The sequence below is a fragment of the SAR202 cluster bacterium genome, assembly GCA_016872355.1.
GTDB lineage: Bacteria > Chloroflexota > Dehalococcoidia > Lucifugimonadales > VGZY01 > VGZY01.
On sequence record VGZY01000001.1, the window covers coordinates 85,969 to 109,163 of the forward strand.

The following is a 23,195-nucleotide window of genomic DNA, read 5'->3' on the forward strand; positions in this document are numbered from 1 at the left end:
TAGGACCTCGATAGCTCGCTAGCACGCCATCTGTATGACTTGTTATCTGATGAGGTGTGCCGGTGACACAAAAAATACCCACCGGGCGATCTGAAGCCCTGACACTATCGACCAACAGGGACTCCGGACCGATACTCTACATAACGCACGGCAATCTCTCCAGAATGCCCGCACAGCGAAGAAACCAGTCCAGGACAGGCATTTCATTGCCATAAGCGCCGGGCAGGCCCCATAGAGCGTTATATGGAGCGGCCATTCTGCTATCTTGATATTCAGCTATCTCCAAGTGCGCCGATGCCCTGGTTACCGAATTCCGAGTCGCTTCCGTGCGCACGTCAGCAGCGGGTCCTCGCCGAACCGCCGACCGACCAGCTGCGGAATTGCTAGCACGCTATCTAGCTGGCTTGCGTGCAAGCTATCGTGATAGGGACCCGGCGCCACGGCGAAGGACCGGCCCAGGGCCGGCGGCTTGGACTGCTGCCTTGCTATCATGCTGTCCAGTTATCTAGCTGCCATGCTAGCGGTGCATCAGAGCATCATGCTATCGCGCTATCTTCCCGCGCCGCAGAACGGCCTGACATCTGCAGGAGCCGGAGCCTGGCGGTTTCTGATAACGGACTATCTTACTATCGTGCTATCACGCCGGATTCTCTCTCTGCTGTGGCCCTACGCTCCGACGAATGCGCCAAGGGCGGCGGACGGATCGCACGCCATCTTGCTACGCAGCTAGCTTGCCAGCCTCAACGCACTGATAGTGAGATAGCTCGCTGTCTGCTCTTCAGGTCATCAAGTCATCCCTATAGATCTGCTAGCGAGCTATCCTCTGAGCCCTGTGCCGGCCTTAAAGATAACTAGCTTGAGAGATAGTATGATTGCATGATTGCTGCGCTCCCGGTCTGTCCGTATGGCGCACAGGCCTCCCGGTAGTTTGCCATCACCCAATCAACGCATCCGCGACTCATAGGTATCTTGCTTGCAATGCATCATGCAATAGAACCGCAGGGGCTTGTGTGATAGCGGATGCTCGTGGCTATCGTGCGATCTTGATTGCTTGCGATCCAGGATAGGTGCAGGCGCGCATTCGCCGGGGCGTTTTCGATACAATAGCGATGTTCTATCAAACGTCCCGTGGCACGACAGAGGTGAGATGCCCGACAAGCTGGTCACACTAGCCCGGTTCTCATACGTCGCCGAGGCCAACCTGGCAAAGAGCAGGCTGGATGCGGAGGGCATCCCCGCGTTCGTCGCTGACGAGCATATGGCGACCCTTAACTACGCGCAGGCCGTTGGCGGAATCAAGCTCATGGTCCAGGAGACGGATATGGAAGAGGCGAGTCATCTGCTTGGCCTGCCTTCCGAGGGCTCTCCTGCCCCCTCCGATACCTCCTTTGCCTCCCCACACAGGAGCCCACTCAGCCTCTACATTTGGGGACTGGTTGAGGTGATAGTCCTTGTGCTTATTATCTCCCAGTTCGTCACGCGGCCGTAGGCCTTTGCCGCTGGAAACAGGTCGCCCCGGTCGGGTATGGGAGGGCTCCCATCGACCGGGGCGAAGTTGTGTCCGCTATCCTGCTTTGCCTGGCCCTAAATCTCGGCGTGGCCGCCGGAGACCGGGCCGCGGCCTCGCAATGGGACCTCTTTGATGAAGTACGTGAGGAAGAGACCTACCACCACTGTCGCAAGGCTCACCGTGAACACGTCCGAGATGGCGTGAGAGAGGCCGAGTCGCAGGCCGGTGAGCATCTGCTGCGCAAGCTCTGCCCCTTGCGGGCCTGCACCGGCGAACCGCTCCTGCAGGGCCGCCAGCGCGTTGCCGCCCACCATCGCCTGCGGGTTGCCCGCAATCTCGCTTATCTGCTCGGCCGGGACCGCCTCCCTTACCGCCGGAGAGAGCGTATCGGCCAGGTGCGCCGTAAAGCGGTTGGTCATGTACGCGCCAAGAATCGCCAGCCCCAGCGATCCGCCGATTGACCGGTAGAACTGGGTAGCTGAAGTCGCCACGCCAAGGAAGCTGTGCGGCACCGCGTTCTGCACGGCGATCGTGAACGTGGGGAAGGTCGTGCCCATCCCAAACCCCATCAGAATGATATTGAGCACTGCCAGGCCATAGCTCGTGTCCGGGGTCATCCTGGAGAGCAGGAAGATGCCGGTGGCCATTATCGAGAGGCCCACGAGACCCTGGAGGCGGTACCGCCCGCCGAAGCGGGAGAGGGCCTGCCCGGAGAGCGCGGCGCCGAACACCACGCCAAGCATCATCGGCGTAAGGAAGCTGCCGCTGCTGGTGGCAGATGCGCCCAGGACGCCCTGGAAATACAGCGGCACGAACACGATGCCGCCGAACATACCGAATCCGACGCAGAACATTATCAGCAGCGACAGGCTCACAACGGGGTTCTTGTAGATGCCCAGCGGCATGATCGGGTCTTTGGCCCTGGACTCGACGATTATGAAGAGCACTACCGCAACCGCGGAAATGGCCACGAGGCCGATCACTATCGGCGAGCTCCACTCGTACTGCACGCCGCCCATCGACAGGCCAAGCATTACCGGCACTATCGAAAGAATGAGCAGGACCACCCCAGGGATGTCCAGCGGGGCCTTGCGCGCCGAAATGTGAGACGACGGGAAGTACTTCACGAAGAGAGCGACTATCGGGATGCCTAGCGGCAGGTTGATGAAGAAGACCCAGTGCCACGAGATGTTGTCTGTGATGAAGCCGCCCAGCGTGGGGCCGATGACTGACGAAAGGCCGAATACGGCGGAGATGATTCCCTGGTACTTGCCGCGCTCGGCAGGGGGGAAGAGGTCGCCGATCGACACAAATGCGAGCGCCATGATTGCGCCGCCGCCGATACCCTGCAGCGCGCGGAAGAAGATAAGCTGGTTCATCGTTTGACTGAACCCGGCCAGCACCGATGTCACCAGGAATATGACTATCGCAAGGATGTAGAAGAGCTTCCGGCCGTACAGGTCGGACAGGCGGCCGACGATCGGCACGACGGTCGTCGAGGCGACGATATAGGCGCTTGTGATCCACGTGAACTTGTCGAAGCCGCCAAGGTCGCCAACGATTCTCGGCATCGCCGTGCCCACCACCGTCTGGTCCAGCGCCGCGAGGAACAGGGCCAGCATCAGGCCGCCCATTGTCAGGAGGACCTGCCTCCTGGGCAGTGAAACGAACTCCGCCGTCGCCCCGGGACCCGCCGGCCGCCCCGCGCCGCCCTCGCCCGCCGGGGCCCCTGCCGCTTGCTCCTTCATGTATGCTCCTGGCCCGGCTGGCCCAGTCACGAAGAAGAGCCACCCTGATCGGGTGGCCCCTCGGTCAGCGACTTGCCAGCCGGATATTCAATCGTCCGGCTACATGCCCGGACAATTTACTTATCATACTCTTAATAGTTGTGAGCAACAACTATACAAACGGCCGATTGGTTCCTCCCGCAGCTCCTCGCGCATTCAGGGCGTCGCTCAGAAAGCCCTTCGCGACGTGGACCGGAACGGCCATGGCTACCTCCGGGCCGGTGATCATCGTGTTGATGCCGACCAGCCTGCCGTGGGCGTCCAGCATTGGCCCGCCGGAGTGGCCGGGCCGAAGGGGCAGGTTCGCCACTATCCACTCGCGCGGGCCTTCCGGCCCATGCCACTCCTGCGACTCCAAGCCGATTACTACCCCGGCACTCACCGCGCCGGCGACGCCCCACGGGTGCCCCATGGACATAACGATCTGGCCGGGGTGGATCTGCCTGGAGTCTCCAAGGTCCACCACCGGGAGCCCGCTCTCGCGCACCGTCAGCGCGGCGAGGTCCAGCCGCCGGTCGTAGGCCGCCACAACGGCGGGCACCTCGCGGCCGTCGGGGAGAATCACGGCGATGTCCCTGGACTGCACAACGTGCGCGTTGGTAACTATCAGGCCGTCGGCGTGCCAGATGCTGCCCGCGCCGGCGCCCCGGACCCCGTTCCGCACGTGGACCAGGCTCCGCCGCACCCCCGCAACAACACCGGCCATATCCCCGCTGAGTGCCTCAAGTAACGTCTGCATGCGTACCTCCCGGAGTACAGTAGTAGGGAGTTGGTAGGAGGGAGATCCGACCTTGTTCTTGGCTGTTGGCCAACTACCGACTACCTACTACCTACTGCGGCTGTTTCGCATCGCCTTACTGCCTCTCTCCCACCGTCACCTTCACCTCGCGGAGGTCGCCGCCGCGGACGACTTTGACCGGGACCGTCGAGCCCACGGACTCGCCCGTAAGCTGGGATAGCAGGTCATCAAGATTGCGCAGGGGGCGGCCGTTCAGCGCCAGAATCGTATCGCCCATCATCAGGCCGGCCTTTTCCGCGCCGCTGCCCGGCTCAACCGTGAGCACGAGCAGGCCGGTCTCCTGGCCCGTCTTCTTCTCCAGCGCCACCGGCAGTCGCGCTATCTGCGCGCCGACGCCCAGGTACGCCCTGCGCACCCTCCCGTGCGCCAGCAGCGTCTCGACGACACGCCGGATGGTAGGCACAGGGACCGACACCGTCACCCCGCGCGAGAGCGACGAGGAGTTCAGCCCCGCAATGCGGCCGGATGCTTCCACCAGCGGCCCGCCGGAGAAGCCCGGGTACATCACAACGTCCGTCTGGAGGTACCGGTCGATCTTCCCGCCGGCGCGGGTGCTCCAGCCCTGCCCAAGAGCGCTCACGACCCCGAGCGTCGCCTGCACCGTCTTCCCCGGCCGCCCGAGCGCGAGCACAATATTCCCCACCTTCAACCCCTCCGGCTCAATCAGACCCGGCGCCGCCAGGCCTCCCTGCACGCGCAGCACGGCGAGGTCCGTGGAAGGATCGCGGCCCACCAGCTTCGCGTCCACCGAGCTGCCGTCCGGCAGGCCCACCGAGACATTCTCGTCGCGCTCAAGCACGTGGTGGGCCGTGACGATCACGCCGTCCGCCGACCACACGAACCCGCTTGCGCCCATCCTGTCGCGCCCATCCACCCGCACCACGCTCCGGCCAGCGGCCGCCACAACGTCATAAAGGTCATTCGATATCCGCGTCAAAAACTCCGATATATTCCGCCTCCATATTCCCGAGGAACCTGTCTACGCATTACCTTATGTGGGCCTATGTTTGCCCCACTGGGACCGATCGGCGCCGGTTCGTTCTCTGGCAGGTCAGGACAAAGACCTGATGTCCTCGGGGGTCTGAGAGGGCACCCCCCAGGCATGTCAGGACCCCGTTCGAATGTCCTAGGGTGTCCGAGAGTGACAAACCCGAGGCATGTCAGGACCCCGTTCGAATGTCCTCGGGTGTGCAGAGTGCCAAGCCCTCGCCGGGGTTTGGGGCGAAGCCCCAAAGTCTTGGGAGTCCAGAGGGCGAAGCCCTCGGTAGGGTACGGGACGAAGTCCCGTTGCATTCTTCGTTATTCCCCCTTCAGAGCGAAGCGATTGAAGGGGGCCAGGGGGATGTCCGAGGACCTCCCCAACGGCAGGTCCATTCATGGGCGGGCCAGCGCTCCGCTCCCATCTCCCACACACCCAGTCTATGCCCGGCAACAGACCCCCAACATCGCCCGTTATTCCAGTCCACCTGCCCAACCGGTCAGGGTGCGGGCCTCACAGGGTAATGAGGCCCATCCGAGTGGCCAGGGTGACCGCCTCGGTGCGGCTTTGCGCGGACAGCTTGCTGAGAATAGCGTTGATGTGGAACTTGACCGTGTGCTCGCTGATGGAGATGCGCGAGGCAATGGCCTTGTTGGAGAGGCCTTCGGCCATGAGGAGGAGCACCTGCTTCTCGCGGGGAGTGAGGTCCACCGCGACGGGCCCGGAGCGGTCGTCGGAGCGAGTGGAAGAAGAAAAGGCCGGAGACAGGGCAAGGTCGAAGACTGCGAGTCCCTGCGCAACGGCAGTGATAGCGCGCAGCAGGGTAGGGGAGTCCGCGTCGCGCAGCAGCAGGCCGCGCGCGCCCGGGTGCCACGCATCGGCGGCGTGCGTATCGTCCGGGAGGGGCGCCACCACCGGCAGCGACCTGCCCGAGGCCGCCGCGAGACTCTCGACGCCGGATGGGGTGCTCCATCCCAGGTCCCACACCGACGCGTCCGCCGCGAACACGTCGGTTTTCACCGTCACGTACTCCGCGCCCGAGAGCTGGCCAATCACCCGCACGCCCGCCATCTCGGCCAGCAGCGCAGCCAGCCCGGCCCGCGCCAGGTGGTCGTCGGCAATCACCAGCACCCTGACATCGGTATCACCCGCAGGCGGCATAGCGGCACTACCCCCATACGGATAATCGTACGCCGGTTGCGCCGCGCTGGGCCACTGGCCGAAAGGGGAGGGGGGATATGGGTATGAAGTAGAGCGTCTTGGAGTCTTATCGACCCGTAAGAGACACTCTACAAATCGTCAGACAAAAGAGTTGACTAACATAAATCAAGCCTGTAGCGTCTAGCGCATCATTCGACCGAGGGACTTCAGATGGACGAACAAGAGTTGGCAAACTTGGCGGCAAGGATATCTGATCCTCGGTCGTGGCAGACTGCGACAGGGAATTGGCCCGGACAGGTGGCCCCCACCATCGAACGCAACGGGTACACTAGATTGCCCCTTCCCGGGTACATTGGCAAACATTACTCCAAGTCGCGAGTCGTATTCCTGGGAACCAATCCCGGACCCGGGAAAGGGGCCAATGGCAGGTTTGACAGAGACGAACCGCTATTTAAGACTCTGCTCCCTCAACTCATGAAGCGCCCTGTTGTCGACCACTTTGTAGCTCTAAATGACTATCTAGCAACTGCAATGCCAACATGGGATATTTTCAGGAACATCGACTTCCCGATTTGCTTTGGCCTCAAGATCGAAGAGTTGGCCTACTCAAATGTGCTGCTTGCGAATACGCCAGATGGCGTCAGACCGCATGAAGTAGACGATGGCCTATTCAAATTCTCGATCGACTGTTTCCTCGCCGAATGGCTCGAGGTCGCAGATCCTAGGCTCATTGTCGTCTTGGGCAAAAAGGCCGCTCTTCTACTGGAGAGATACTGGACACCTGCACCGACAACCGCAATTATAAGTATGGGTTTGCCTGCGCGACAGGTGATGAATACTCACAGGGAATCCTTCGAACGGGACTTCGAATCGGCGAAGGTTGCTATTTGCAGGGTCTTCCCAACTGCCAAGAAGCGGTTGGGCCGTTAGGCCAGAGTCTAGCCGCCGGAACTACGCAACAGATCCCTCTCTCTGATCTTCCTTCCCCATCAACCTCCGCCCGTGGAAGAGGTAGTGGTTCGCGTAGCCAGCGTGGCGGCCCCACTGCTGCATGGCCCAGAGGCGGAGCTGCTTGCGGTTCAGCTTCTTGCCCTGCGGGGTGAAGTACCACTCGTGCATCGCCCGGTCTATCCACACGTCCACAGGAAAGGCGTCCAGCCTGTCGAGCGAGAATAGCATGATGCAGTTGGCCACCTTGTCGCCTACGCCGGGGATCTCCATCATTGCCGCAAGCGTCCTGTCATAGTCCATCTCGCGCATCGCCGCCAGGTCGACCTTTCCCTCAGCTACCAGCTGCGTCGTCTCGTAGATGTAGTCGGCGCGGTAGCCCAGCCGCAGGTCCCAAAGCTGCTGCCGCGTCGCCGTGGCCAGCTCCTGCGGGGTAGGGAAGGAGCTGCGGCGGACCATCCCGCGGACTCCGGACCCGGCCGGAGCGTCCAGCTCCAGCGGCCTGCCGAACGCCGTCGCCATGTCCTCGATGTTCTTCGTGATGCGGGGGATGTTGGAGGCTTGAGCGCACAGGAACGATACGAGGCACTCCCACGGCTCCTGCCGCAGTATCCGCATGCCGGGGTAGTGCGCTATCGAAGCCCGCAGCCTGTCGTCCGTCCCAATGTTCCGGTAGACCTCATTGATGTCCACGTTCAGGCCCAGGTAGTCCATCAGCAGCGGCGCAACCACCCGCTCATCGTCCGGCGCCGAGTAGAACTCGATCCCGCCCGGCACAATCCTCAGCTTCACGATGTTGCGATAAATGACGCCGTGGTACCACGGCTCTTCCCTCACCTGTCGCGAAGACGCGACATCCTCTCCCGTCCGCCGCGGCGGACCGGGAGAGGAGAATGAGGTAGCGTCTCCTATCCGCCACCGGAACGCCTGGCCGCTCAAAAGTGTAGAGACAAGGTCCAGCGGCTGATCAATTGGCAGTAACAAGTGACATCTCCAAAGCGGGGTAAAGGGTCTGGGGTAAAGGGTAAGGTTTATGACGGAGCGAACACAAGAACGAAATCATTGCTATACGCCAACGCACTAACCCACTGTAGTGGCGCACTGCGTGCGCTCTCCGGTGGTCACCAATCACGTGGGTTACCCCGACGGAGCGCACGCAGTGCGCCACCACGCCATCCACCCACCCGTACGCGTTTCCCCCACTTTACCCCTCACCCTTCACCCCTTACCCTGTCCCTGTCTGTCACCGTACCCCGTACCTTGCTCTGAACCCCGATGAGTCTGCGAATCGGGGCTGTACCCCGTACCCGGCACCGGAGGTGCCTATGCAGGCCGACGCCGTCTTCGAAGGTGGAGGAGTCCGCGGCATCGCACACGCCAGCGCGCTATTGGAGGCGGAGGCCGCCAGCTACACGTGGGAAAACGTCGCGGGCACATCCGCCGGCTCGATCATCGCGGCGCTCGTCGCCTGCGGCTACACCGGCCATGAGGTCCGAGAGATCATCTGGTCGTTCGATTTCGCGCAGCTCATGGACAAGGGGTGGTAGGACAGGCTCGGCGAGATCGGCCTCTTCCCCCTGCGCCTCATCCCGCGCTTCGGCAAGCTCGCGCAGTACCTCCCCAGCATCCTCAAGGACTTCGGGATATACGAGGGCAACCGCTTCCAGGAGGCGATCGGCAAATACCTCGCAAAGAAGGGCGAGAAGGTGTTCGGCGACCTTATCATCCCCGGGCTGGAGGCGGACCCGAAGTACCGCTACAAGCTGCGCGTCATCGCGTCGGACGTCACCGCCGGCCGCATGCTCATACTGCCCGACGACATCGCGGAGTTCGGCATCGATCCCGACGAGCTGTCGATCGCCTTCGCCCTCCGGATGAGCATGAGCATCCCGTTCTTCTTCGAGCCTGCGCGACTCTACAACCCGAAGACGAAGCTTACGCACGTGATCGTGGACGGCGGCATCCTCAGCAACTACCCCGTCTGGCTCTTCGACGTCCCTCCCGGCCAGTCGCCGGAGTGGCCCACCTTCGGCTTCAACCTCTACGAGCCCCAGCCCGATGGCCCCGCCGACCCGTTCCGCCACGCGCCGCACGCCATCACCAGCCCCATCGGCCTGGTCACCGCCCTCTGGGACGCCACCTTCTCGTACTCAGACCAGCGATACATCAGCAAGCGCCACTGGGCCCGCACCATCGCGATAGACGCGAAGGGCATCGGCAGTACCAACTTCAACCTCACCGAATTCCAGAAGAACACGCTGCTGGACTCCGGCCGGGCCGCCGCAAGGTCGTTCCTCAAGGACTGGGACTTCGAGGAGTACGTAAGGACGTGGAGATCATCCCCGTAAAGAACTCACCAGTTCGGGGATTGACCAACTACTAACTACTGACTGCCGACTGCCTTCCATGCTACCATCAGTTACTATGACTGCCAGCCACATACGCAACTTCTGCATCATCGCCCACATCGACCACGGCAAATCGACTCTCGCGGACCGCCTGCTCGAAATGACGCACGCGATCGACCCGCGCGAGATGTTTGAGCAGCGCATGGACGCCATGGACCTGGAGCGCGAGCGCGGCATCACGATCAAGGCCAAGGCCGTGCGCCTCAAGTACCCGGCGAAGGATGGCACGAAGTACGAGCTCAACCTCATCGACACTCCGGGCCACGTAGACTTCTCCTATGAAGTCTCCCGCAGCCTCGCCGCCTGCGAAGGCGCTCTGCTTGTAGTGGACGCCACGCAGGGCATACAGGCGCAGACGCTCGCGAACGTGCACCTGGCGATGGAGAACAACCTCGAGATCATCCCGATCATCAACAAAATCGACCTGGAGGCCTCGGAGCCTGAGCGCGTGGCCGAAGAGGTTATGAAGAGCTTCGGCTTCAAGAGGGACGAGATCCTCTTCGCCTCCGGAAAGACCGGCAAGGGCGTGGACCTGGTGCTGGAGGCGATTGTCCAGCGAATCCCGAACCCGCAGGGCGACGAAAGCGCCCCCCTGCGCGCGCTCATATTCGACTCCAAGTACGACGCCTACAAGGGCGTGGTTGCATATTGCCGCCTTGTGGATGGGCAGGTCCTGCCCACCTCCCGCGTCAAGATGATGACGAACAGCAAGGTGGCCGACATCCTCGAAATCGGCTGCTTCGTCCCGGACCTCAAAAAGGTCGATAGGCTCAGCGCCGGACAGGTAGGCTACATCGCCACCGGCTTCAAGACCGTGGGAGACGCCCCGGTAGGCGACACGATCACTCTCGCCGAGGGCGGCGCGAAGGAGCCCCTGGCAACGTACAAGCCGCTCAAGCCGATGGTCTTCGCGGGCCTGTACCCTTCGGATGGCGAGGACTTCGGCAACCTCCGCGAGGCGCTGGAGAAGCTGCGCCTCAACGACGCCTCGCTCTCTTTCCAGCCCGAGTCGTCGCTCGCTCTCGGCACCGGCTTCCGCTGCGGCTTCCTGGGACTGCTCCACATGGACGTGGTGCAGGAGCGCCTGGAGCGCGAGTACAACATCAACCTCCTGGCCACCTCTCCGAGCGTGGAGTACAAGGTCATCATCACCGGCGGCGAGCTGGTGGAGGTGGACAACCCCTCCAAGCTCCCTCCCCCGGACCGCATCGAGGAGATCCAGGAGCCGTGGGTGGAACTCACGGTCATCTCCCCGGCCAATTTCATCGGCACCATCATGGAGCTGGTCACCGGCAAGCGCGGAGAGTTCAAGAAGATGGAGTACATCCAGTACGGCCTCGTAGAAGAGAACGCCGCCGCGATGACGACCATCGGGCAGAACGTCTCCAAGACGCGCGTCATGATGGAGTTCACGATGCCGCTCTCCGAGATGCTCTTCGACTTCTATGACCAGTTGAAGTCGCGCACGCAGGGCTACGCGTCCATGGACTACGCCGTGGCCGGCTACCGCTCCGAGAAGCTGGTGAAGCTGGACATCCTGGTAAACGGCGACCCCGTGGACGCCCTCTCCACAATCGTCCACCGCGACAGCGCGCACGATCGGGGGCGCATCCTGGCATCCAAGCTCAAGGACCTCATCCCCAGGCAGCTCTTCGAGGTGCCCATCCAGGCCGCCATCGGCGGCAAGGTAGTCGCCCGAGAGACCATCCGCGCCATGCGCAAGGACGTGCTGGCCAAGTGCTACGGCGGCGACATCACCCGCAAGCGCAAGCTCCTGGAAAAGCAGGCGGAAGGCAAGAAGCGCATGAAGCGCGTCGGCCGCGTAGAAATCCCCCAGGAAGCCTTCCTGAGCATTTTGAGAGTGGAAAACAAGTAGAGCAGCAGTGAGCAGTGAGCAGTGGGCTAGCAGCCGTAGTGGCCCCGATGCATCGGGGCTCTCCATGTCTTACCCACTGCTCACTACTCACTGCCCACTGCTGCTATAATGAAACCGGGTCGTGCTAAGCGGGGAGTTAGCGGTGTCCTGTACTCGCAATCCGCTCTAGCGAGGCTGAATTCCTCTATGAGGCCGCGTACCGGGGGCCACTGCCAATGGGTTCCGGTGTTGAGAGTTGGGTCCTGCGCAGCGGAAACCCGTGAACCCCGCCAGGTCCGGAAGGAAGCAACGGTAAGCGGACCTTTCCGGGGGCCGTGGGTCAGCCTGGCTCGAGTCGGGTCCACTGGTACGTCTTCGGGCGCGAACGACTTAGAGGTGCACGACCTGTCCCGTTTCCCCTGATTCCCCCTCGGACCTGCGGAGCGCACCGCGTGAACGGCAATCCTGACGAAGGGCGGCCAGCACCGGCCGGCCCAGATGCCCCCCCAGCCCGGCCATCGCAGTTGGACGAGACCGCCGCCAGGCTGGCAGAGCTTGCCCGCTTCCCGGAGATGAACCCCGGCCCCGTCATGCGCGTAACTCATGAGGGGACCATTCTCATGGCGAACCGCACCGCCCTCCAGGCCTTCGGCGCGAACCTCTTCGGCAACCGGTGGCCCCAGACCTGCCCCGGCATGGGCGAGGAGCTCTGGCAAGGCATCTGCAACTCCCCCGAAATGGTGGCCGTGGAGGCCCGCACAGGCGGCCGCGACTACGTGTTCCGCCACCGCCGCGACCTGGAGTCCAACCTCGTCTTCGTTTACGGCGCAGACATCTCCGAGCTCAAGGAGACGCAGCAGGCGCTGAAACAGTCCGAGCAACGCTTCTCCGAGCTGGCCCGCTTTCCGGACATGAACCCCGGTCCCGTCATGCGCGTCGACAAGGATGGGTATATCCTCATGGCCAACCGCGCCGCCCTCTCGGTCTTCGGCAATGGCCTCCTCGGCAAGTGCTGGCCGGACACCTGCCCCGGCATGGGCGAGGAAGGCTGGAAGCATGTGCAGGAGTCGCCGGACATGGTTGCCGTGGAAGCGAGGGTAGGGGACCGGGACTACGTATTCCGCCACCGCCACGACGTCCAGTCCACCCTGGTATTCGTCTACGGCGCCGAGATAACGGAGCTCAAGGAGGCGCAAAAGGCGCTCCGCCAGTCAGAGAAGCTGGCGGCCCTTGGGAAACTCTCCGCCGGCCTCGCGCACGAGCTCAACAACCCCGCCGCAGCGGCCAAGCGCGCCGCGGCTCAGCTGGCGGAGCGCCTGGCGGAGGTGGAGCGCCTCTCCCTGCGGCTGGGCATCGCGGGATTCACTGAAGGCGAGTACGCACTGCTCAGGGAGCTCAGGGACGAGCTCGCCGCTAACGCCCCGAAGCTGAGAGACATGGGACCTCTGGACCGCGCTGACCGCGAGGAGGCAGTGACGATGTGGCTGGAGTCGCGCAGCGTCCCCGAGCCCTGGATGCTCGCTCCCCAGCTCGCCGCGCTGGGCGTGACGCGTCTCGACGGCCTCGCCGGATCGGTAAACCCGGACGCGCTGGCCGACGCGCTCGCATGGGCAGGCAAGACAATGGCGGTCCTGGAGCTGATCGAGACGGTCTCCACGAGCACGGGCAGCATGTCCGAGCTTGTGAGCGCGGTGAAGAGCTACTCCTACATGGACCGCGCGCCGGAACAGTAGATAGATGTCCACGACGGTATCGAAAGCACGCTGCGCATCCTCTCTCACAAGTTCAAGAAGGGCACGCGCCTTGAGCGGGAGTACGACCGCTCACTGCCCAAAATCTTCACCCTCGGCGGCGAGCTTAACCAGGTCTGGACCAACCTTGTGGACAACGCCGTCGATGCCGCGGGGGATTCCGGCACGGTCACCGTGCGAACTCGCGGCGAGCCGGGTATGCTGGTAGTAGAGGTCATCGATAACGGACCGGGAATTCCGGAGCACCTGCAGCAGCGCACCTTCGAGCCCTTCTTCACGACCAATGATGTCGGCAAGGGCACGGGCCTGGGGCTGGACACGGCGCGCAGGATAGTCGCAGAAAGGTGCTTCGGTGAGATAGGCTTCCAGTCCGCGCCGGGCAACACCAGGTTCTGGGTCCGCCTTCCGCTGGACAGGCGGGAGCTAATGGAAAGCAGGGCGAGTTAACCTATGCCAAGGACAAACATACTCGCGGTAGACGATGACCAGACCGTGCTGGACTCGGTCGAGCGCGACCTGCGCCAGAAGTACGGCAGGGACTTTCGAATAATCAAGGCGACATCCGGGGCGGCCGCCATCGACGTCGTCCGGCAGCTCAGGCAGCGCGAGGAGTCCGTCGCCCTGTTCGTCGTTGACCAGCGCATGCCGAAAATGAGCGGCCTGGAGTTTCTGGAGGAAGCGGCGAAGGCGTACCCGGAGGCGCGCAAGGTCCCTTTGACCGCCTATGCCGACACCGAGGCGGCGATCAACGCGATCAACAAGGTCGGCCTCGACTACTACATGACCAAGCCCTGGCACCCGCCGGAGGACAACTTCTACCCGGTGCTGGATACGCTCCTGGACGAGTGGAAGCGCAACGCCCAGGTCCCGTTCGAGGGCGTGCGCGTAAATCGGCGCAATGTTGTCGCCTGCCTCCCACGAGGTGAAGGACTTCCTCGCGCGCAGCTCCGTTCCGTACCAGCGGCTCGACATCGACCGGGACGAGCAGGCGCGGTCGCTTCTGCAGTCGCTCGCCCCAGGCGAGCCCCGCATCCCCGTGCTGGCGTTCCCTGACGGCGGTGTGCTCGTCCAGCCCACCCTGCAGCAAATCGCGGGCCGCACAGGCCTGCGCATCAAGGCGGAGCGGCCCTTCTACAATGTGATCGTGATCGGCTGCGGTCCCGCCGGCCTCTCTGCGGCGGTCACCGCCACGGCGGACGGCCTCAAGGTGCTCATGATCGAGCGCCACGCCCCCGGCGGGCAAGCAGGCAACAGCCCCAAGATCGAGAACTTCCTCGGCTTCCCCGCCGGCATCTCGGGTAGCGAGCTCACCCGCCGCGCTGTCACCCAGGCCCGCCGCTTCGGCGCGGAGATACTCACGGCACAGTCCGTCTCGGGCGTCCGGGTAGAGGGCGCGGCGAAGATCGTCACGCTCTCGGACGGCACAGAGGTCTCGTCGAAGGTCCTCCTGATCGCCACCGGCGCGTGGTTTCGCACGCTCGATATCCCCGGGACCGAGAGGTGGAACGGCGCTGGCATCTACTACGGCGCGGCCCACACGGAGGCCGCAAACTACCAGGGGCAGGACGTGTTCGTCGTCGGCGCGGGCAACGCCGCCGCACAGGGCATGGTCTTCCTCAGTCGGTACGCGCGCAAGGTCTCCGTCCTCATACGCGGCACGGAGCCCACGTGGTCGCGCTACCTGGACGTCGCCATTAGATCGAAGGAGAACATCGAGCTGCGCTTCGAAACGGAGCTGGTGGACGTGCAGGGAGACGAGGCAGTGCGGCAGATTACCGTCAGGCACAAGAGCGGCGCCGCGGACAACTGCCCCGCCTCCGCCGTATTTATCTTCATTGGCCAGAAACCGCAGAGCGACTTCCTTGAAGGCGTCGTCATGCTCTCCCCGAGCGGCCATATCCTCACGGGGCTGGACCTGTTGAGGGACGGCAAGCGCCCGGCGGGCTGGCCCCTCAAGCGCGATCCGCTGCTGCTGGAGACGAGCGTCCCCGGCATCTTCGCCGCGGGAGATGTGCGCAACGGCACCAAGCACGGCGTCGCCGCGGCCTCCGGCGACGGCGGCGCGGCCGTCTCCCTCTTCTGGCAATACCTCGCAACGGTGTAGGGGACCTCTCTCCCCCTGACCCCCTCTCTCCGACTTCAGAGAGAGGGGGACCGGAAGGGGAATCCCCGCGCTTGCCTTCCCCGTCGCGTGTCCTTACGATTGATGCATCCTCGCACCCAGGCGCGCACGTGAGCCAATCCGCCCCAGAGCGGCGTTTCACCCCCGCCAAAAAATCCCTCGGCCAGAACTTCCTGGTCGACCGCGGCGTGCTCCGGAAAATCGTGGACGCCGCTGCGCTGACGAAGGACGACACCGTCCTTGAGATCGGCCCCGGGCGCGGCTTCCTCACCGAGGCGCTGGCGCAGGCCGCCGGCAAAGTGGTGGCCGTGGAGCTGGACGACGCCCTTGCCGCGTCCATCACTGAGAAGTACGCCGACAACCCGGCGTTCCGCGTCGTAGTAGCAGACGCCCGCGAGGTGGACATCGACTCCATCATCGACCGCCACACGCCGTACAAAATGGTCGCCAATCTCCCTTACTACGCCGCATCGCCTATCATCCGCCGCTTCCTGGAGGCGGCGCACAAGCCGGCTGTGATGGTCGTCATGGTCCAGCGCGAGGTCGCAAGGGAGATGTGCGCACAGCCCGGGGAGATGGGCGTCCTCTCCGTCGCAACGCAGGTCTACGGCACGCCGAAGATCGTGACGTACGTGCCGCCCGGCTCGTTCCGCCCGTCGCCGAACGTCACCTCCGCCGTCGTCAAAATCGAGGTCTACGACAGCCCCGCCGTGCCGTTCGATACGCCCGAGAGCTTCTTCCGCGTCGTTAAGGCCGGCTTCGTCGCGCCCCGCAAGCAGATACACAACAACCTGCGCAAGGGGCTCGATATCTCCCCCGAGGAGGCGGACGCCGTGCTGGCAAAGGCCGTCATCGATCCCAAACGCCGCGCCGAGACGCTGTCCATGGACGAATGGGGCAAGCTATACGATGCGGTGCGGTCCGCCCAATGATCTCCATCAACGCCTACGCCAAGATCAACCTCTCGCTCGAAATCCTCGGGAAGCGGCCGGACGGCTACCACGAGGTCGTGACCGTCATGCAGACCGTAAGCCTGCACGACACGCTCACGCTGGAGGCCGCGCCGGAGATATCGCTGGAGTGCGACAGGCCGGACCTGGGAGACGAGAGCAATCTGGCTATCAAGGCAGCAAGATTGCTGCGTGAGCGCGCCAGCCACCCCGGTGGCGCGCTGATCCGCCTGGAGAAGCGCATACCCGTCGCAGCGGGCCTCGGCGGGGGCAGCTCGGACGCCGCGGCCGCGCTGAAAGGGCTGAACACCCTCTGGGGGCTGCGCCTTTCCGAAGACGAGCTGCGCGCGATCGGGGCGGAGCTGGGGTCGGACGTGCCGTTCTTTATCCACGGCGGGACGGCGATGGCGCAGGGTCGCGGCGAGCGCATACGCCCGCTGCCGCCGATCAGCCTGGAGTGGTTCGTCATCCTGTGCCCGAAGATCGAGCTTCCCAACAAGACGGCGGCGCTCTACAGGCGCATTACGCCGGCGGACTATACGCCGGGACACCTGACGCGCAAGCTGGAGGCGCGCATCCGCGACCACCACGGCGACGTCCCGCCGCAGCTGCTGTACAACGCATTTGACGGCGTGGCGAAGGAGGCGTTCCCCGGGCTGAAGGAGTACTGGGACGCCTTCTACGCGCTCGGCGCGCGGGAGATACACCTTGCGGGCGCGGGACCGTCGCTGTTCGCGCCGGTCTCCCGCAAGGAGCTCGGCACCGCCCTCCAGCTCATGCTCAAGCACCGCCACGGCTGGGAAGCGCACCTCGTCTCCGCCTGGCGCCCGGAGGGCACCCGCTAATGCAATACATCGTGGCCGGCGCGCTGGGCGGGCTGGCAATGACAATCGTCTTCATGGGCGTTGCGCCGCTTGTGGTCTTTGCACTGGCGCGCAACCCCGTGCCGATCGTCAGGCCGCTCCTCGCGAGGCTGCCGCCGCGCTTCCTGGTGCTCGCGCTCGTGCTCTTCGCATACCCAACGTTCGTCGTCTTCGGCATGGCGATGGGCCTGCTGTACCGGGAGAGCGCCCGGCATATCCCCGGCGCCGGGATGGGCAGCCCCAACCTCTTCTTTACGCTCGCCATCGCCGCCGTCGGCGTTGCCCTCATGGCGCCCTTCGCCGTGCTCCTCCGCCGCGTCGCCCCCGGCATCCTCGCCCTCGCCGCTGGCTGGGCCGCCGCCTACGGCTGGCTCCTCCCCCTCGCCGCGGATGCGCTGGCGCGCAGGGGGGCGTAGGGGTGCTGGGTGCCTTCCCTGTAGTAAACTACCTTCGATTACGTTACCAGGAGGCTTCCAATGGCAGTTACTTTGAAGGACCTTGTTGCCGGCGAGCCGAAACAGATCGCAACGGGCTTCGGCTTCACCGAGGGGCCTGTTTGGCACCCGGACGGGTACGTCCTCTTCACGCAGATAGACAAGGAGCCGCACTTCATCTGGAAGGTCGCGCCCGGCAAGGAAAAGGAGCTATGGCGCTCCGGCACCGGCCGCGCCACAGGCCTCACGCTGGACCTGCAGGGCAGGGTGATTGCCTGCGAGCAGCTTAACCGCCGCGTCTCCCGCCAGGAGAAGGACGGCACGGTGGTGGGCATCGCCACCCACTGCGAGGGCAAGCGGCTGAACCGCCCCAACGACGTTGTGGGCATCTCGGACGGCAGCCTGTACTTCACCAACCGCGGGGCGGGATCGTACCCGCCGGAGCAGACGGACATCCCTCAAAACGGCGTCTACCGCATCGCCCCCAACGGCGATGTGCAGCCGGCCGTATACCCGTTCGTGGACCCTAACGGCCTCGCCTTCTCGCCGGACGAGAAGACCTTCTACCTCATCAACACGCGTCCATCTATGCACATCGACGCGTTCGACGTGCAGAAGGACGGCTCGCTGACCAACCAGCGCCGCTTCCACACCTTCAAGGAGACGGGCGAGCCCGGCTTCCCGGACGGCATGAAGCTGGACCAGGACGGCCGCATCTACTGCACCGGCCCCGGCGGCATCCACGTCATCGAGCCCAACGGCAACGTCATCGGCGTGATCAAGCTGCCTGAGCAGTCCATCAACATGGGCTGGGGCGACGCCGATAACAAGACCCTCTACGTCGCCGCAATGACCTCCGTCTACTCCCTCCGCATGCACGTCGCGGGGCTGAAGATACCCAGGGCGAAGAAGTAGGGCATGTCAGACCAGTCCGAGAGGTCTGACGTGTCGGACTGGTCTGATGTGTCCGCCCATCGAACATTTATGCTTGAAGGGGCGCCCTGAAGGCAGGTATCATTCGAAGGAGAACCTCCGCCCAGGACCGCGCATGACCCTCTTTCCCCCACAGCAGACATCCCCCCTCGATGACGTGTGGGTGGCCATAGACCTGGAAACGACCGGCCTGGAGTCCGAGAGCGACGAGATCATCGAGGTCGGCGCGGTCAAGTTCCGGGGGAGCGAGGTGCTCGACACCTTCCAGTCGCTCGTGAACCCGCGCCGGCAGCTCCCGCCGTTCATCCGGAGCTTCACCGGCATCACGCAGGCGGAGGTGGACGGCGCGCCGCTCTTCCAGCAGGTGGCCCGCGACCTGGCCGTGTTCGTCGGCAACAACCCCCTCCTGGGCCACAACGTGCAGTTCGACCTGGGCTTCCTCAACCAAAAGGGGCTGCGCTTCTCCAACACCCGCTGCGATACCTGGGACATGGCGTACATGCTCCTGCCGGGCCAGCGCGAGTACTCGCTTGGCAAGCTGGCCGCCTACTTTGGCTTGGATACCGGACGCGCCCACAGGGCGGTGGCGGACGCAGACGCGGCGCGGCAACTCTTCCTCAAGCTGGCGGACATAGCATGCGGACTGGACCCCTTCACGCTGGCGGAGATGGAGCGGCTGGCGGCGAAGTCCAACTGGGTGCTATCCCACTTCATCCGCCGCATGGCACGAACCACACCCTCACCCTTCGGCCGGAGCGCCGAAGGCCTCTCCCTGAGGGAGAGGAAAGAAGGGACGGGCGGAGCGGACAAGCAGGAGCCCCCCTCCTACATCGGTGTGACGGGCTACGATATCCGCGATATCAAGGACCGGATCAAGCACCTCAAGGCGCTCAAGGCGAACTCCGAGATGAAGCCCATCGACATCGAGCAGGTGGAGTGGGCGCTCAGCAGCCGCGGCCCCATGGCGCAGGAGATGCCGGCGTTCGAGGAGCGGCAGGAGCAGATCGTCATGGCCCGCGCGGTCGCAAAGGCAATCAACGACAGTGAGCGCCTGATCGTGGAGGCCGGCACAGGCACCGGAAAGTCGCTCGCATATCTCCTCCCGGCGGCGATGTACGCCGTGGCCAACAACAAGCGCGTGGTTATCTCCACCAACACGATCAACCTGCAGGAGCAGCTTCTCAACAAGGACATTCCCACGCTCGTGAAGGCGCTCTCCGGCGTGGACGGCTTCTCGGAGTCGGAGTTCCACTACACGCTCCTCAAGGGCCGCTCCAACTACCTGTGCCTCAAGAAGTGGGCGCACATGCGCGGCGCAGACAGCCTTGCTGACGATGAGGCCCGCATGATGGCGAAGGTGCTGATGTGGCTCCGAACGACGCAGACCGGCGACCGCAATGAGCTGAACCTGGGCCACCGCAACGCGTCTATGCCGTGGGAGAGGCTGTCAGCCCAGGGCGCGCGCGATTGCAACGGCATGAACGGCGTGTGCTTCCTCCGCGCCGCGCGAGAGCGGGCCGCGGGCGCGCATATCACCGTCGTGAACCACGCGCTCCTCATGACGGACCTCATCGCCGGCAGCGCGCTGATCCCGGAGTACGACATCCTGATCGTCGACGAGGCGCAGCACCTGGAGGAGGAGGCGACGAAGCACCTGGGCTTCGAGGTGGGCCAGCAGGCGATCGACGACCACCTGCAGACGCTCGGCGGCGACAAGGGCCTCATCAACCAGGCGGTGACGGCCTTCAGAGGCTCGAAGGCGGCGGAGACGAGGCGCAAGTCGGTGGAAGAGGCGGCAAGCAATATCGGCGCGCTCCTCCCGGGCATACGCGAGTCCCAGGCCGCGATGTTCTCCGCCATGCACTCCGTCATCGGCGAGGCCACCGGCGGCGAGTCCGGGCAGGACCTGCGCGTCACCCCATCCACGCGCGGCAAGCCGGAGTGGATGCGGCTCTCGACGATGTGGGAGAACGCGGACGTGTACCTCTCGCAACTGGACAAAGAGCTGCAGTCGCTGGGGAAGACTCTCGAGGGGCTGGACCAGGCGAAGCTGGTGGACTACGAGGCGCTGACCTTCGAGGTCGCGAACGCCGTCCAGCGCACCGCGGAGATCAGGCTGCACCTGGCGGAGTACTTCTCGAAGCCGGAGGACGACGGCATCTACTGGGTGACCGTGAATCGCAGGAACAGCAACATCACCCTGTACGCCGCGCCGCTCCACGTGGGCGAGCAGCTCGAGACGCTCCTGTATAGCCAGAAGGAGTCCGTCATCTTCACGAGCGCGACGCTAAGCACGAACCGCACGTTCGACCACATCCGCGAGCGCACGGGCTTCCTGGACTCTAAAGACGTGCTGCTGGGCTCGCCGTTCGACTACCCTCTCGCGGCGCTACTGTGCGTGCCGCAGGACATCCCGGAGCCCTCCGAGTGGGCGTACCAGTCGGTGGTGGAGAGGGCGGTCACAGATGCGGCCACGGCGGCGAGCGGCCGCACGATGGCGCTATTCACCTCCCACGCCGCGCTGCAGTCCACCGCGGCCGCCCTGCGCGGCCCCATGCAGACGATGGGCGTGGACGTGCTGGCGCAGGGAGCGGACGGCACGCCGCACCAGCTCATCCAGAAATTCATAGACAACCCGAAGTCGGTCATCCTGGGCACCGCCAGCTTCTGGGAGGGCGTCGACATCCCGGACAACCTGCTCAAGGTGCTCATCGTCGCCAAGCTGCCGTTCTCGGTTCCCACGGAGCCCGTCTTCTCCGCTCGCTCGGAGCTCTACGAGAACCCGTTCATGGAGTACGCCATGCCGCAGGCGATCCTCCGCATCCGCCAGGGGTTCGGCCGCCTCATCCGCCGCAAGACGGACAGGGGCGTCGCAATCATCCTGGACAAGCGGGTCATCTCGAAGAAGTACGGCCGCGACTTCATCCGCTCTCTCCCGCCGGCGACGCTTCGCGCCTGCAAGGCTTCCGACCTCGGCCGCGAGATCCGGGCGTGGATAGGGTAGTGGTCCCCTCGCACAAACCACGTACGTAATGGCCAATCTGAGGCGCTGGTCTGCGCCAGTGTTTGTGGGTATCGTATAAATACGGTATATACCCACACCCCATAGCTTCGCGTTCGAATGGGACTTTCTTGACTGTCGATATAGAGAAAGATAGATGGGCGGTGGGGATATTTGCCTGTTACGCTCTATGAGTCGGGCTGGCGAAGGTGGCCGGCGATGCGGACAAGTCCGCATATTTCGATTGGGGGGAACATGAAGCGAATCATAGCCGGTATCCTGGCCCTCTCATTTGCCCTTCTGGGCGTTGCGAACGTTTCGGCGGACCCGCCGTCCGGCGTTCCCGGCGACCACGTCCTGGACAGTTATATCGTCGTCCTCAAGGCCGGCGCCTCGGCCGATAAGGTCGCCGCGACCCACAAGCTTGACCGCGGCCACCGCTACCAGGCCGTTTTCAACGGCTTCTCGGCGAAGGTGCCCCCCCCGGAAGGGTCAAGGCCCTTCAGAATGATCCCAGCGTCCTTTCAGTCACTCCCGACCTTGAAGTCACCATCCTCGGGAAACCCGTAAAGGGCTCGGGCGGCCCGTCTTCGTCCCAGGTCGTTCCCGCCGGCGTCAAGCGCATCGGCGCAGCTCCCGGCACGCTGAGCCATACCGGCGCTGGGATCGGCATCGCAATCATCGACACCGGCATTGACATGAGCAACGCAGACATTCGTGTCTCCTCCACGTGCTTCTCCGCCTACGGCACAACGTCGGCCTATTGCCAGGACGACAATGGCCACGGCACCCACGTTGCGGGAATAGCCGCTGCTATGAACAACACGACCGGCGTGGTCGGCGTCGCGCCGGGCGCCACCGTGTATTCAGTCCGCGTCCTCCACAAGGGCTCCGGTGCGGACTCGGCGGTGATCGCCGGCCTGGACTGGGTGCTGGCGAACGAGAACAAGGTAACGCCACGCATCCGGGTTGCCAATATGAGCCTGGGTAGGCTGGCCTCGTCCGATGACTCCGCCATGCAGGCTGCAGTGGCAGCGGTGAATGCCGCAGGCATTACGGTCGTCGTCGCCGCCGGCAACGACGCAGCGCTGGAGGCCAACGCCCAGGTCCCCGCGAAGTTCGCCGAGGCTATCGCCGTGGGCAGCACGACAGCGGAGGCCGGCACGCCCGGCAAGGGCGCGTGCAACGGCGCGATAGCGGCCGACACTGCATCCCTCTTCACGTCTGACGGAACGGCCGTAGCCATTTCCGCCCCTGGTGAGACGAAGGAAGACCTCAAGGGCTGCACCATCACAGCAGACGGAATCCTGTCGCTCGCCCGCGGCGGCGGCACAGTGAAGATGTACGGCACAAGCATGGCGGCCCCTCACGTGGCCGGCGCAATCGCACTGATGTGGGACCGGGCGGACGACAAGGGCGGCAGCCTCTCTCCCGCGCAGGTCAGGACAGCAATCACGGCCACCGCCTCGCGCAAGGGCACCGCGCCCCTGAACTCCCCCACAGGCGGCTACTCCTTCGACGGCGTTCGCGAGGGCATCCTCAACGTCCCAGCCGCGCTGGCATACTGAGCGCGAGACGTAGCTTAGACCGTTTGTAACAACAGGGAGGGCCGGAAATCCGGCCCTCCCTGTGTTTTTGCCAATTCTGACCTTAATGCTCTCCCTCGTCGCCGCCGCCCCGGGAAGAATCATCTG

19 protein-coding genes, 1 other RNA gene and 1 pseudogene are annotated in these 23,195 nt (G+C 64.1%); 16 read left to right on the top strand and 5 right to left on the bottom strand.

Going from position 1 to position 23,195, the window contains the following annotated elements:
* Window positions 1-1,147: 1,147 nt before the first annotated feature.
* Entirely contained in the window at window positions 1,148-1,489 is a 342-nt protein-coding gene (locus FJ319_00425; GenBank protein MBM3932769.1) for a DUF2007 domain-containing protein, read from the top strand.
* Window positions 1,490-1,584: 95 nt separating this feature from the next.
* Here the strand turns inward: FJ319_00425 and FJ319_00430 are convergent, their stop codons facing one another.
* The 4 genes from FJ319_00430 to FJ319_00445 form a co-directional block, all read right to left on the bottom strand.
* Window positions 1,585-3,258 (bottom strand): MFS transporter, encoded by a 1,674-nt coding sequence (locus FJ319_00430; GenBank protein ID MBM3932770.1) that lies wholly within the window; start codon window positions 3,256-3,258, stop codon window positions 1,585-1,587.
* A gap of 151 nt (window positions 3,259-3,409) precedes the next feature.
* Entirely contained in the window at window positions 3,410-4,036 is a 627-nt protein-coding gene (locus FJ319_00435; GenBank protein MBM3932771.1) for a hypothetical protein, read from the bottom strand.
* A 115-nt stretch (window positions 4,037-4,151) separates the two neighbouring features.
* On the bottom strand, window positions 4,152-4,952 hold the full coding sequence (locus FJ319_00440; GenBank protein MBM3932772.1) for a PDZ domain-containing protein: 801 nt from the start codon (window positions 4,950-4,952) through the stop codon (window positions 4,152-4,154).
* 636 nt (window positions 4,953-5,588) lie between these two features.
* Window positions 5,589-6,236, bottom strand: a complete 648-nt coding sequence (locus FJ319_00445; GenBank protein MBM3932773.1) for a response regulator transcription factor — start codon at window positions 6,234-6,236, stop codon at window positions 5,589-5,591.
* A gap of 210 nt (window positions 6,237-6,446) precedes the next feature.
* On the opposite strand from FJ319_00445, the gene FJ319_00450 reads away from it, so the two are divergent.
* Complete coding sequence (locus FJ319_00450; protein ID MBM3932774.1) at window positions 6,447-7,166, top strand: hypothetical protein; 720 nt, start codon at window positions 6,447-6,449, stop codon at window positions 7,164-7,166.
* A 21-nt stretch (window positions 7,167-7,187) separates the two neighbouring features.
* Here FJ319_00450 and FJ319_00455 read toward each other — a convergent pair whose 3' ends face one another.
* On the bottom strand, window positions 7,188-8,168 hold the full coding sequence (locus FJ319_00455; GenBank protein ID MBM3932775.1) for a hypothetical protein: 981 nt from the start codon (window positions 8,166-8,168) through the stop codon (window positions 7,188-7,190).
* 341 nt (window positions 8,169-8,509) lie between these two features.
* On the opposite strand from FJ319_00455, the gene FJ319_00460 reads away from it, so the two are divergent.
* The 14 genes and pseudogenes from FJ319_00460 to FJ319_00525 all read left to right on the top strand — a co-directional run bounded on the left by FJ319_00460 (window position 8,510) and on the right by FJ319_00525 (window position 23,069).
* Entirely contained in the window at window positions 8,510-8,731 is a 222-nt protein-coding gene (locus FJ319_00460; GenBank protein ID MBM3932776.1) for a hypothetical protein, read from the top strand.
* A gap of 15 nt (window positions 8,732-8,746) precedes the next feature.
* Window positions 8,747-9,532 (top strand): phospholipase, encoded by a 786-nt coding sequence (locus tag FJ319_00465; protein MBM3932777.1) that lies wholly within the window; start codon window positions 8,747-8,749, stop codon window positions 9,530-9,532.
* A 76-nt stretch (window positions 9,533-9,608) separates the two neighbouring features.
* Window positions 9,609-11,468 carry an elongation factor 4 gene (gene lepA, locus FJ319_00470; protein ID MBM3932778.1) on the top strand — a complete coding sequence of 620 codons (1,860 nt, stop codon included), beginning with the start codon at window positions 9,609-9,611 and terminating at the stop codon, window positions 11,466-11,468.
* A gap of 119 nt (window positions 11,469-11,587) precedes the next feature.
* Window positions 11,588-11,851: signal recognition particle sRNA large type (ffs, locus tag FJ319_00475), an RNA gene on the top strand.
* Window positions 11,852-11,899: 48 nt separating this feature from the next.
* Entirely contained in the window at window positions 11,900-13,180 is a 1,281-nt protein-coding gene (locus FJ319_00480) for a PAS domain-containing protein (protein MBM3932779.1), read from the top strand.
* Window positions 13,181-13,645, top strand: a complete 465-nt coding sequence (locus tag FJ319_00485) for a HAMP domain-containing histidine kinase (protein ID MBM3932780.1) — start codon at window positions 13,181-13,183, stop codon at window positions 13,643-13,645.
* Between the two features lie 3 nt (window positions 13,646-13,648).
* Window positions 13,649-15,302, top strand: a pseudogene (locus FJ319_00490) (response regulator).
* Window positions 15,278-16,252: a ribosomal RNA small subunit methyltransferase A gene (rsmA, locus tag FJ319_00495; protein ID MBM3932781.1), complete on the top strand. Its 975-nt coding sequence runs from the start codon at window positions 15,278-15,280 to the stop codon at window positions 16,250-16,252. Before FJ319_00490 ends, rsmA begins: the two are co-directional and overlap by 25 nt.
* The gene (ispE, locus tag FJ319_00500; GenBank protein ID MBM3932782.1) at window positions 16,213-17,115 is read left to right on the top strand and encodes a 4-(cytidine 5'-diphospho)-2-C-methyl-D-erythritol kinase; all 903 of its coding nucleotides are present in this window, start codon (window positions 16,213-16,215) and stop codon (window positions 17,113-17,115) included. Before rsmA ends, ispE begins: the two co-directional genes overlap by 40 nt.
* Window positions 17,115-17,549: a hypothetical protein gene (locus FJ319_00505; protein MBM3932783.1), complete on the top strand. Its 435-nt coding sequence runs from the start codon at window positions 17,115-17,117 to the stop codon at window positions 17,547-17,549. Before ispE ends, FJ319_00505 begins: the two co-directional genes overlap by 1 nt.
* Window positions 17,550-17,609: 60 nt before the next feature.
* Window positions 17,610-18,482, top strand: coding sequence for an SMP-30/gluconolactonase/LRE family protein (locus FJ319_00510; GenBank protein MBM3932784.1), 873 nt, complete (start codon window positions 17,610-17,612; stop codon window positions 18,480-18,482).
* 46 nt (window positions 18,483-18,528) lie between these two features.
* On the top strand, window positions 18,529-21,504 hold the full coding sequence (locus FJ319_00515; protein ID MBM3932785.1) for a DEAD/DEAH box helicase: 2,976 nt from the start codon (window positions 18,529-18,531) through the stop codon (window positions 21,502-21,504).
* Between the two features lie 252 nt (window positions 21,505-21,756).
* Window positions 21,757-22,071, top strand: a complete 315-nt coding sequence (locus tag FJ319_00520) for a hypothetical protein (protein ID MBM3932786.1) — start codon at window positions 21,757-21,759, stop codon at window positions 22,069-22,071.
* A 128-nt stretch (window positions 22,072-22,199) separates the two neighbouring features.
* Entirely contained in the window at window positions 22,200-23,069 is an 870-nt protein-coding gene (locus tag FJ319_00525) for a hypothetical protein (GenBank protein ID MBM3932787.1), read from the top strand.
* The last annotated feature ends 126 nt before the right edge of the window (window positions 23,070-23,195 follow it).